The organism is Apilactobacillus apisilvae (genome assembly GCF_023380225.1).
GTDB classification, from domain to species: Bacteria; Bacillota; Bacilli; order Lactobacillales; family Lactobacillaceae; genus Apilactobacillus; species Apilactobacillus apisilvae.
This window is the reverse complement of record NZ_CP093362.1, coordinates 785,286-797,704: the sequence shown is the minus strand read 5'-3', so window position 1 is coordinate 797,704 and position 12,419 is coordinate 785,286. Positions and strand designations below refer to the sequence as shown.

Genomic DNA, 12,419 nt, shown 5'->3' with positions numbered 1-12,419 from the left:
TATCTTAATTACCAAATATTTACTCGATCTGCAGGTTTCATGTACATACCATCATCAGGTTTAACATCAAAAGTAGTATAGAAGTCGTCTAAGTTTTTAACTTGAACTTGTGCTCTTAATTCTGAAGGAGCATGAACATCAATTGATAATAATAATTGTTTGAATTGTTCAGTTGACTTAGTCCGCCAAATCTTAGCCCAGTTAATGAAGAAGTCACGTAAATTACAATCTTCTTCACCTTTAGCAGCTTCTTCAGCACAACTTAATCCACCAGCATCAGCAATATTTTCAGAAACGGTTAATTTACCATTAACTTTTTGTCCAGCAAATGGCATGCCATCGAATTCTTTAATCATACTTTGAGCTAATGTATCAAAGTGTTTATGATCTTCTTTAGTCCACCAATTGTTTAAGTTACCATCTTCATCAAATTGACAACCATTATTATCGAAAGCATGTGAAATTTCATGGGCAATTACTGCACCAATACCACCAAAGTTTTCACTTGATGATTGTTTCAAACTATAAAATGGTGCTTGTAAGATAGCGGCAGGGAAGACAATCACATTTTCTAGTGGTGAGTAGTAAGCGTTAACAGTATTAGCACTCATATCCCATAGACTCTTATCAACTGGTTGGTTCCATTTACTAAATTCATCCTTAATGACTAATTTGCCAATATTATGAATGTTTGTGAATAAATTACCATCTTCTTTACCAGTTACTTTAAATTGGTTAAATAGTGGGTCAATCTTATCTGGAAATCCAACGTGAATTGATAGTGCATTTAATTTCTTAATTGCCATTTTCTTAGTATCTTCGCTTAACCAGTCATTGTTGCTTAGACGTTTTTCGTAAACGTTGATCATTTTAACAACCATATCATGAACATCTTGTTTAGCTTTTTCACCAAAATATTTATGACCGTAGTAATCACCAATAACTTGGTCAAAAGTTCCAGCAGCTAAGTAATATGCTGCTTTTTCTTTTTTAACAGCTTCTTTTTTACCAGATAGTGTTCTGGAAAATTCACCACCGACTTGACGGAATTCTTCTGTCAAAATACTAGTTGATCCATTTATAGTTTTAACTAGCATCCAATTTTTCATCATTGCAAAAGTATCATCATTAACAATCTTATTGAAAGCTTCAAAGTATTCTGGTTCGGATACAATTACTTGATTAGGTTCTTGACCAATTAATCCTTTTATATAAGTGATCAAATCAAATTTATTAGATTTAGCTGCTAAATCATCAAATGACATTGGATTGTACATTTTAGTGAAGTCAGCACTTTCTTCTGCTGATTTAACATTTGGGGCAATCAAACGATCGAATTGTTCCGCTGAGTCCACGATATTTTTAGCTTGCGCATCTTTATAACCAGCCATTACTAACAACTTTTGTGACATCTTTTTAAATACCGGCATTAATTTTGCGCCAGCTGGATTTTCTTTGTCATAGTAAGTTTTGTCTGGTAAGAAAGTGCCGGCACCACTTGCATATAATGCATTATATTTAGCATTCTTCATATCAGCTTCAATGCCAAAATTAAATGGAAGTGGAAGACCATCCAAAGTCCAATCACTTAGTTTTTTATTTAAATCATCGAATGATTGAATATTTTCAATTTTCTTTAATAGTGGTTGAATAGGTTTAGCACCATCTGATTCACGTTTGTCAAAGTCAGTAGCTAAATCATATAGTTTTTTAAATTCAACCATATCATCGTTTTGAGGCTTCATTTTACCTGATTTTAATGCATCAAAATCATTCATTAATGTTTTATCGATATTATCTACTAAGTCCATGAAACCACCAGTAGATGAATGATCATTGGGAATGGTAGCATTCTTAATCCATTCACCATTTACGGCTTTATAAAAATTATCTTTAATTTCTGAATCTTTAAATTCACTATTCTTCATTTAAACACCTCATTTTATAAGTTCACTCTAGGATAAACTATAATATACAAAAAAGCTATTCACAAGTTAAGTGAATAGCTTTTGGATGACTACTTATTAATTAAATCGTCGATTGAATTAATATTTTTCATATATTTTGGAACTGCTAAACCAACTTTAGCACCATTTAGATTGGTAGTAACATCGTCAATTTTACCCTTATATTGTTTCATATAAAGGCCAGCAGTGTTAGGTAACCATGCGGCCAATGAAGCATCAGCTGCATTAGTAGCAATTGAAGCAAACATTGGTTGCATTTCTAGTGCTTGAATTGTCGCTTTATATCCCATCTTGTTTAGTAATTCAGCCATAACATTTGTTGATGCAATTTCTGAATCCCAAGCAACATAAGTTAATTTGATAGGCTTACCATTACCTTTTGGAACACCTTTAGTCCATTCAGCAACTAATTTTGGATTCTTATTAATGAAATCATCAGCAGCTTTTTTAGGATCAACACCATCGTTAGTTTGTAACATAACGTCAGACATTTGAGCAGGTGTCCAGTGGAATTGTTTTAGCAATTGATAAGCACCAGGATTATCTTTCTTTAATCCTTCTCTTGCAATTGTATGAATTTGTTCAGATTTACCATATACATTCTTAGGATCTTTTAAGAACTTAATAGGGAATTTTTTGAACATCCAGTGTGGTTGCCATCCAGTTACAACAATTGGTTGCTTGTACTTGATAGCTTTACCTAGTGTACTTGTCATTGCGGCAGTAGAACTAGTTTGTAGTTGCCACTTATTTTGTGCTAATGGATATTCACTTAATGCTTTTTGAGTGGAAGCCATAATACCAGCACCAGCATCAATTCCAGTAATTGTATAGTTGATTTGAGGTCCTAACTTCTTATGAGAATTATAAGGTGAAGTTGCACTACTGCAGGCAGTTAAGACTGTCGCAAGTAGGAACATGGATAAAGTTCCAAGAACAAATTTAAATCTCTTTCTCATTAAAATCCTCCTTTAACTATTTTGAACTACTTTTGCTTTTGTTAAATGCTTGTGTGATACGGTCTAAGATAATTGCTAAGATAACGATTGCGAAACCAGCAGCAAATCCAGATCCAGCATTGTTTCTACCAACAGCGAAGTAAACTTGAGCACCTAGACCAGTAGCACCAATCATAGAAGCAATAACTACCATTGATAGGGCTAACATCATACCTTGGTTTACACCAGACATTAATGTACTTTTAGCAATTGGTAATTCAACTTTCATTAGCTTTTGCCAACTAGTTGAACCAAATGAATCAGCAGCTTCAACTAAGTCTTCAGGAACTTGTTGAATCCCTAAAGCAGTCATTCTAACCACTGGAGGTAGTGAGAAAATAACTGATGCAATAACACCAGGAACCATTCCAATTCCGAATAGTGATACAGCTGGAATTAGGTAAACAAAGGCTGGCATTGTTTGCATAAAGTCTAAAATTGGTTTAACAATTAAGTTAACTGTACTACTTTTAGCCATCCAGATACCTAAAGGAATTCCAATGATAACAATAATTAAACTCGAAGTTAAAACTAAAGTTAAAGTTTGTGTCATATCACGCCAGTAACCTTGGTTCCAAATTAATAATAAACCTAATAGTTCAAAAAGCATTAATCCCCAGTGCTTGCTATCATGAAGAGCCCAGTAGGTAATACCAAGAACTAAAATAATAAATAGCCAAATTGGTAAGATATCGAAAACAGCTTGGAAACCATTAATAATTCCACCAATAAAGTTAGTGATTCCATTAAAGAAGCCAACAAATTGAGTTAACCAGTTAACAAACTTATTAATCCAATCGGCTAAAGGAATTTGTGTCATATTTAAAGCGAATAAATTAGCCATTATTAGCCACCTCATTTCCAGAAATTGCTTCAAGTACAGAACTTCTTAAGATAATTCCTAATAGACGACCTTCTTTATCAATAACTGAGAAAGGAACGGAAGTCTTAGAAATATCAGTCAAGATTGACTTGATAGGAGTATCAGGAGATGTAGTTGGAACGTTTGTATTTAAAATTTCATTTAAATCACGTTTATCATTTTCGATTAAGTTAATAACGCCTTTAGCATCAACTAAACCTTTGAAGTGATGGTTAGAATCAACAACATAAGCACTTGAAATTTCATTGTGTTGCATTAATCTCAATGCAGTTCTTGGACCATCCTTTTCAATATTTACAACGTTAGGGCGAATCATTACACGGCTAGCGGTAAGGATCTTAGTACGATCAACACCTTCAATGAATTTTTCAACATATTCATTTTTAGGATGTTGTAGAATATCTTCAGGTCCACCGATTTGAACGATTTCACCATCACGCATAATCATAATACGATCACCGATACGTAAAGCTTCATTTAAATCATGTGAAATGAAAATGATAGTTTTCTTTAAATGTGATTGTAGTTCAAGTAATTCATCTTGCATTTCTTTTCTATTAAGTGGATCCAATGCAGAGAAAGCTTCATCCATTAGTAGAATTTCTGGATCGTTAGCTAAACCACGAGCTAGACCAACACGTTGTTGTTGACCTCCTGATAATTCGTTAGGGTAACGATCATCATAACCATGTAGTCCAACTAGTTCTAGACATTCATGAGCCTTTTTGTTACGAGTTTCTTTATCAACACCTTGGATTTCTAAACCATAAGCTGCATTATCCAATATAGTGCGGTTAGGGAATAATGCAAAGTTTTGGAAAACCATACTCATTTTCTTACGTCTGAATTCACGTAATTGTTTTTTGTCGAAATCGGTAACGTTTTGACCATCCAAAATAATTTCACCATTGGTTGGTTCATACAAACGATTAAGCATTCGAATCAATGTAGACTTACCACTTCCTGATAGTCCCATAATAACAAAGATTTCATTATCGTTAACATCAAAGTTGGCATCATGAACACCAACAACGCTGTTAGTTTTAGCCAAAACTTCATCTTTGGATTCTCCATTATTGATCATTTCTTGGGCGCGACCAATATGACGACCGAAAATTTTAGTGAGGTGTTTAACTTCAACTTTTTTGGTCATAAAATTCCTCCTTAAAAATTATAGATACTATAAATAAGTGCAAAAGCATAAACAACATTATTACAAAAAATTACATTAGATGTCAAATGATAACGTGTTTTGAAAGTTGATTTGACGGTCTAAAAGCCTTGCTATAACTTAAAGTTATGCACTTTATTAGTATTTTATATTAACTATGTTAAGATTATCCTATCTACGTTTATTGTAGTACAAACTAATAAAAATGAGATGAAAAAAGCATGCTAAAAAATTTACAAAAAATTCCATTAAAGATGATTACTTTATTCATTTTATTTGGAATATTATTAATGGTTTTTGTTAGTCATGACGACTTCTTGTATCATCAACCGATCATAAGAGTCGATAGTGCAAAAGTTGTTAATACCACTAAAAATAGTGATAGTTTTCAAAACACAGACTATAGTTACCAACAAAAAATTTATGGAACCATTGTTAATGGAAAATATAACGGTGAAAAAATATCTTTAAATAATACTTATACTAAATCTGGTGCAATGGACCATAAATATTCTGTGGGTCAGCATGCATTTGTAATATTACATAAAAATTGTAGCTTAAACGCTACAATTAAGGATTATAAAAGGGATGTACCGATTGTATTTTTGCTTTATTTAGTAATTGCATTGTTATGTATTTTCTTAAAATTTGCTGGATTAACTGCAGTAGGCAGTATCATTGTTAATACAATTTTGTTCATGCTGGCCATTTATTTAGATGGTTTTAATAATGGAAATAATGTTCTTTTGATTTTTAGTTTATTATCAATTGTTTTCTCGGCAGTGACATTGTGGATGGTCATTGGAATTAATAAGCAAATGTTGGTTACTCTAGTTTCTACGGTTTTATGTACTACTTTATCGATTATCGTAAGCTTGATTGTATTTAAATTTACGCATGAAAAAGGTATTTTTTATGAATCAATGCAGTACGTTACTCAACCACCCAGACCGTTATTCTTAGCGTCGACAATTATTGGTTCATTGGGAGCGGTAATGGATGAATCAACTGACATTATTTCGTCTTTATTTGCTTTAAAGATGGAGCGACCACAAATTTCTAAAAAACAATTGTTTTTATCAGGTCGTAATATTGGCAAATCGATTATGGGACCTTTAATCAATGTCTTATTTTTTATTTTTATGGGTGAAACTTTGGCAATGACATTATTATTCTTAAAAAATGGTAATAGTTGGGGTTATTCTTTCTCAATGAATATGTCACTTGGGATGGTTCAAAGTCTTATTAGTGGAATTGGTATTGTGTTAGCCATTCCAGTTGCTAGCGCATTGACTAGTCTAATTGCTGAGGAGGCTAAAAAATGAGTGCAATTGTTGTCTTGGGATTAGTTTTATTTGTATTAATGATTTTAGTTGGTGGTAAACAGGGACTAGAGTCGTTTTTAAGTTTGCTATTTAATTTTGGCTTTTTATTTTTCGCAATTGTTTTAATTACATTTCATTTTCCACCAATAATTGTGACTTTAGTTACTGGAATAATTGTTTTAGCACTTACTATTTTTTTAAGTGGGACTAATGATAGTACTAGTAGTTTAGCTTTTCTTGCTTCTATTTTAGTGTTGTTCATTTTAGTTTTGCTGATTGTTCCAGTTGAACATTGGGCTCAAGTTCAAGGATTTGGATTGGAAGATAGTGATGATTTAGAAGGAATGTCGATTTTAATTGGCATTAATTTTATAAAAATCGAAATTGCAACAGCTATTTTAAGCACATTAGGTGCAATTGCTGAAGCAACCATGGCGATTGCATCTGGATTGGATGAAATTAAGGAACAACATCCAGAAATAAAACCTAGTCGCTTATTGTTTGATGGGATTTACGTTGGAAAACAAATTATTGGGACCACACTAAACACATTATTTTTTGGACTTTTTGGTGGTTCGTTATCGCTCTTTGTGTGGTTTCATAGTTTAAATTATTCTTTTGGTGATATTTTGAATGATAAGGTTTTTGATGCCCAATTTATTGTAATTTTATTTTCTCTAATTGGAGTTATTTTAACTATTCCAATTACTTCAATTGTAATCGCTGAAAAATGGCGAAAAGATAAAAAATAGGAAGATGATTATATGAAGAAGATTAATGATGGTGATATTTATGACTTGTATTCGCTAACGCAACTTAACTCTGACAAGTTTTTTGTGAAGAATGGAATAGATAAATTTGAAAATTCATATACTGCAAAAATATATCATCTTGATAACCATTTAAATTCAACACCAATTACAGATGAATCTTTTAGTTTATCGCCAATTAAAATTAATGATGAACTTTATTATTTAAATAAAATTAATGGTAATATGCAACTGGTGAGAAGATCATTAACTAATCACGATAAAAAAATATTAACTAGTAATGGTAATGTCAGTGATTTATTATCTTCTAAAAATAAACAAAAACTATTTTTTAAAGTAACTAGGACTAAAGTTGAGCCTAAATTTGAAGCCAAAAAGTTTCCACAAGTTCGATATATTAATTGTTTAGATAATCGCAATGATGGCTTTGGTTGGAAAGATCATCAAACAGTTTATATTCTATACGAAATGGATGTAGCTACTGGTGATTTTCAAATATTAAAAACAACGAAGCACAATTTTAATATTTTAGACATTAATCAAGATGGAACCTCACTAATGTTTAGCCAAAATATCTATTCACTTAATAAAAGCATTTCCAGAGTTTACAAGTTAAACTTAGTTAGTATGAAAGAAAATCTTATAACGCCAACCGATGGCAATTTTAATGAGGCCATTTTTGCTCCCGACAACAATAACGCATTGCTAGTTGGTAATAATAATGAATATGGTAGTGGGACCGTTTTTGATTTATATGTATATAATTTCATTGATGAAAAAATGAATAATTTAACTAGTTGTATTGATGATATCGAAGTTAGTTATAATGGCGGCTTAGCAACTGATTTTGTTCAAAATCGTAGTAATAAAGGGGTTAAATGGATAAATAACGATTATTATTTATTTCACGCTACTTCTCATGGTCGCAGTCAAATTTATCTTGGTTTCAAAGATGATATTAAAAAGATATATGATGATGAAACTGAAATATATGATTTTAGTATTTTAAATGAAAATCAGTTATTATTAAGTGTTTCCTCACAATCTTCTCCTAATAAACTATTGTTATTTAATATCAAAGAAGATAAACAACAATTAGTTTATAATCCAAATAAATTGTATGAGCAAAAGCATGATTTTGTATTGCCAAAGTCTTTTTCGACAATTTCTGAAGATAAGAAATTTAATATACATGGCTGGTGTTTATTTCCAGAAACTAACAAAACAAAAGTGCCAGTTATTTTATATATTCATGGGGGACCTCATGAAACTTATGGCGATAGCTTTTTTTATGAATTTCAATATTTAGCTAGTCATGGTTTTGCAGTTTTATTCATGAATCCACGAGGCTCCAGTAGCTATGGTCAAACTTTTGAAAAAGCTTCAATGGGTAGAGTTGGGAAAGAAGATTATTCTGACATACTTACAGGATTGAATTATTCAATGAAAAAATTTGATAATTTAGATAAGGATAATATTTTTATAGCCGGGGGATCTTATGGTGGCTTTATGGCTAGTTGGATTATCTCTCATACTGATAAATTTAAAGCTGCAATTGTACAAAGACCAATTGTCGATTGGCATTCATTTTATGGAACTTCTGATATTGGAGTTCGTTTTTCCAGGAATGAGTTAGGAGCAGATATGGATGATGAGGGGGTTAACTTTTATTGGGATGCTTCTCCCTTAAAATACGCTAAAAATATTAAAACACCCACCAGAATTCAACATGGTGAATGGGATATGCGTTGTCCTGTAAATCAAAGTGAAGCCTTATTTCAAGCGATTAAGCGTAATGATATTGAGGCTGATTATATTAGGTACCCACAATCTTTTCATGGATTTTCCAGAAATGGTTTGCCTAACTTGAGAGTTCAAAGAATTAATGACATTTACAATTGGTTTAACAATCATGTTAATTAGTTTTTTATTTTCATTAATAGTGTGATAATAATAGTGTAATATACATATGAAAGTGAAGTGATATCAGTGGGAACAATTGTTTATATTGTCTTATTAGTTGTTTTAGCTTTGGCAGTATTATTTGGTTTAGTAGAAGTTTTACCTAAAATTCGTAAACTTAATAATCAAGTTGAAAAAAGTATTAAGACTTCTATGAATGATAAAACTTTGATTGCAAGAATGGATAATCAGAAAAGACAAGTTAGTGGTTTGAATGTTCGTTATGGATTAATGGCAATTATTTTTACTATTTTTGTACTAAGTATATTTTATGCACAACTTGCTAATAATTGGATGATTTTAGCTTTAATTGTGATTGAAGTAATTTTTATCATGAATGAATTGAAAAATTCTAATTTAATTAAGAAAAATTGGAATCACGATAAAGATAGTTTGAAATTAATGCAACAATCTAATAAATTAACGTTTTTTATGATGATTGGTGTTTTCATAGCCGTTGATGTATTCGAATTATTATTTGAATTATTATACGCACAAGGTTTTACGTTACTTTAATAAAAAATGTTGCTAAGTGAATAACTTAGCAACATTTTTTATTTACTCATGAAATTTAATATAGATTTTTCTAGTAAATCAATCATATTGAAATAACTAGGCATGTCTACGTATTCATTGGGGCCATGTGAAGTAGTATTACCTGGTCCTAAAATAATAACGTCCATTTTTTCATTTCGACGTCTAAATTCTGAAGCATCAGTACCTAATGATACTCCAATTGTGGGTAATGGCATGGGTTCATCCATAGTATTTTTAGCATTTTGCTGTAAAATTTCAATTAAACCAGTATGATCATCACTTTTTACGGGCATTTCACTATGTTCAACAGTTAATTCTAAATCAATCCCTGGTTCCGTATTCATTTTATCAATCATGCATTGAAGACGATGAGTTAAATCTTCATTGTCTACTTGTGGAATAGTTCTAACCTTTACGATTTCATATGCCAAATCTGGGACTGAATTAATTTGTTTACCACCACGGAAAATGTCAGGGGAGTAAACAGTTTTTCCTAATTCTGGATCAGATTCAACTAAGTTAGCATAAAATTCTTTTTCTTTTAAATAGTATTGGATCAATGTATCAATAGCATTAATTCCCATTCTTGGCATAGAGCTGTGGACAGCCTTACCGTGAGCAGTTACTCGGTACGCCATCCATCCTTTATGAGCACTAATAATGAAATGTTGCTCATTGGCATCAGACAAGAATGATTTTTTGAGTAATTCTTTTAGTGTTTCAGGAGCGATTGTGACGCCATCACTATTTACATATTTTCTTAGTCGATGAAGATTAACACCACTGGGTTCAGCAATCATAAGAGCATCTAAATCATCAGCATAGCCTTTGTCAGTCAGATATTTAGCTCCAGCTGCACTTAATTCTTCACCAATAGTGGCGATTAATCTAATGGTACCGTTTATTTTAGAGGAAGATTCATATAATTCAATCATAGTGATAACCATTTGAGCGATTCCAGATTTCATATCAGAAGCGCCACGACCATATAAGCGACCTTTTTTAATTTCAGCCTTGAATGGATCAGATAACCAGGTTCTTTCATCACCTTGATGGACAGTATCTAAATGACCACTTAAGCCAAGCTTAGGGTGGTCACCATTTCCAATTTCAACAATTAAATTACTGCGCCCATGGTATTGCATGATTAGTTTTCCATCAATTCCATGTTTTTTGAAGACATCTAGTAAATATGTTGCAATGTCATTTTCGTTATCATCAACAGTTGGCATATTGACCATATTTTTTAAAATTTTAATTTTTTCGACTTTATCCATAGAATATCCTCCTAAAGTTATAAACGGTTAGACTAATTTTAGGGGATGACAAATTAAAAATCAACGTTATCTTATCTTTTAATAATTAAAACTGATTCATCAGTTTACCGAGCGAATAATGGATAATCATAGTTAAAATACCAATAATTATGTTTCTGATAACAGCAGTTTTAACTAATCCGTTACCTAACTTAGCACTTAAAAATCCAGTTAAAGCTACAGAAGCAATTACTGCCGCAATCGTATATGGCCAGCGATAAATACCACTTGTTAAACTCATTGCTAAGAGTGGAAAAATACCACCTAAAGCAGCTGATATTAATGACGAAAATGCTGCATTCCATGGATTCATATAATGACCAAGTTGAATACCATATTTAGTATTAACAACGGTTTCCAATGGTTTTTTATTAATTAATTCTTTGGCGATTTGTGTTGCTGTGTCATCACTAATCCCACGTTGCATATAATAATTTTTAACTGATTCAATTTCACTATTGATATTGGTATTTAATAAATTTCTTTCTACTTTTACTGCTGAGTTTTCAGCGTCACGTTGTGAACTAACCGATGCATATTCTCCTGAAGCCATTGAAAAAGCACACGCTAGTAAGTCAGAAAGCCCAGCAATGAAGATTGTAAAAATATTAGGCGTAGCAACTGCAACTGAAAATAAAACACCAACAACAGTTAAAATACCATCATTGGAACCCAGCACTCCAGCCCTAAGGGTATTTAACTTTTCGTTCATATTTTGCTTTTTTGCCATAAATTAAATTCCTCCTATTTGCCAATCATTCCGACTAATAAACCAATTAAATATGTCACAATCATTGTTAGTAGTCCCGAAATAATATTTCTGGTTGCTGATTTTAACTTATTTGCATTACTTAATACCGCAGCAATATATCCAGTAATTGCTAATGCAATCACAACAGCAATGAAAGTGGCTATGATATTTAATCCAGATGGAAAAATAGAAATTGCTACTAGGGGTAGAATCGATCCAGTCGGAAAAGAAATCATGGAAGCAATTGCAGCGGCATAGGGGCTGGTAAATTCATTTACTATAAAGCCATATTTTTCGCGAACCGTTGTTTTTAATGCGTCTTTTTTCATCATTTCATTGGTTGCATTAGTAGCTAATTCTTTGGAAATTCCAATCTGCATGTATTTATCTCGAACTAGAGTAAACTCTTCATTATAATTATTTTTTAGAGCCTGTTTTTGGCTTATAACTGCATTCTTCTGAGAATCACTTTCAGTGTTAACTGATACATATTCACCCATAGCCATGGAAACAGTACCGGCAATCATACCGGCAATTCCAGAAATGAATACAGCAAATGTATTAGTTGTTGCACCAGCAACTCCAATAACAATCCCAGCAACTGATAAGATGCCATCATTAGCACCCATCACACTTGCTCGAATAATATTTATTTTTTGTGCTAAACTCTGTTTACTTTTCATAAATACTTAATCACCTTGCTAGTTTATAATGATTATTAATTAATAACATTTACAAT

General features: G+C 31.9%; 11 protein-coding genes. 4 read left to right on the top strand and 7 right to left on the bottom strand.

Going from position 1 to position 12,419, the window contains the following annotated elements; all coding sequences use genetic code 11:
* Positions 1-8: 8 nt before the first annotated feature.
* From MOO46_RS04130 to MOO46_RS04115, 4 genes are all read right to left on the bottom strand, one after another.
* Positions 9-1,928, bottom strand: a complete 1,920-nt coding sequence (locus MOO46_RS04130; RefSeq protein ID WP_249510438.1) for a M13 family metallopeptidase — start codon at positions 1,926-1,928, stop codon at positions 9-11.
* 89 nt (positions 1,929-2,017) lie between these two features.
* Positions 2,018-2,926 (bottom strand): glycine betaine ABC transporter substrate-binding protein, encoded by a 909-nt coding sequence (locus MOO46_RS04125; RefSeq protein ID WP_249510437.1) that lies wholly within the window; start codon positions 2,924-2,926, stop codon positions 2,018-2,020.
* A gap of 16 nt (positions 2,927-2,942) precedes the next feature.
* Entirely contained in the window at positions 2,943-3,809 is an 867-nt protein-coding gene (locus tag MOO46_RS04120; protein ID WP_249510436.1) for an ABC transporter permease, read from the bottom strand.
* Positions 3,802-5,001 carry a quaternary amine ABC transporter ATP-binding protein gene (locus MOO46_RS04115; RefSeq protein ID WP_249510435.1) on the bottom strand — a complete coding sequence of 400 codons (1,200 nt, stop codon included), beginning with the start codon at positions 4,999-5,001 and terminating at the stop codon, positions 3,802-3,804. The genes MOO46_RS04120 and MOO46_RS04115 overlap by 8 nt, the downstream gene beginning before the upstream one ends.
* 239 nt (positions 5,002-5,240) lie before the next feature.
* On the opposite strand from MOO46_RS04115, the gene MOO46_RS04110 reads away from it, so the two are divergent.
* The 4 genes from MOO46_RS04110 to MOO46_RS04095 all read left to right on the top strand — a co-directional run bounded on the left by MOO46_RS04110 (position 5,241) and on the right by MOO46_RS04095 (position 9,592).
* Entirely contained in the window at positions 5,241-6,344 is a 1,104-nt protein-coding gene (locus MOO46_RS04110; protein WP_249510434.1) for a YibE/F family protein, read from the top strand.
* Complete coding sequence (locus MOO46_RS04105; protein ID WP_249510433.1) at positions 6,341-7,096, top strand: YibE/F family protein; 756 nt, start codon at positions 6,341-6,343, stop codon at positions 7,094-7,096. The genes MOO46_RS04110 and MOO46_RS04105 overlap by 4 nt, the downstream gene beginning before the upstream one ends.
* A 12-nt stretch (positions 7,097-7,108) precedes the next feature.
* A complete protein-coding gene (locus MOO46_RS04100; RefSeq protein ID WP_249510432.1) occupies positions 7,109-9,037 on the top strand; it encodes a S9 family peptidase in 1,929 nt (642 codons plus the stop codon).
* A 66-nt stretch (positions 9,038-9,103) separates the two neighbouring features.
* A complete protein-coding gene (locus MOO46_RS04095) occupies positions 9,104-9,592 on the top strand; it encodes a hypothetical protein (RefSeq protein ID WP_249510431.1) in 489 nt (162 codons plus the stop codon).
* A 38-nt stretch (positions 9,593-9,630) separates the two neighbouring features.
* On the opposite strand, the gene MOO46_RS04090 is transcribed toward MOO46_RS04095, so the two are convergent.
* The 3 genes from MOO46_RS04090 to MOO46_RS04080 all read right to left on the bottom strand — a co-directional run bounded on the left by MOO46_RS04090 (position 9,631) and on the right by MOO46_RS04080 (position 12,363).
* Positions 9,631-10,890, bottom strand: a complete 1,260-nt coding sequence (locus tag MOO46_RS04090) for a M20/M25/M40 family metallo-hydrolase (RefSeq protein WP_249510430.1) — start codon at positions 10,888-10,890, stop codon at positions 9,631-9,633.
* Positions 10,891-10,975: 85 nt separating this feature from the next.
* The gene (locus tag MOO46_RS04085; RefSeq protein ID WP_249510429.1) at positions 10,976-11,659 is read right to left on the bottom strand and encodes a VIT1/CCC1 transporter family protein; all 684 of its coding nucleotides are present in this window, start codon (positions 11,657-11,659) and stop codon (positions 10,976-10,978) included.
* 14 nt (positions 11,660-11,673) lie between these two features.
* On the bottom strand, positions 11,674-12,363 hold the full coding sequence (locus tag MOO46_RS04080; protein WP_249510428.1) for a VIT1/CCC1 transporter family protein: 690 nt from the start codon (positions 12,361-12,363) through the stop codon (positions 11,674-11,676).
* Positions 12,364-12,419 lie beyond the last annotated feature (56 nt).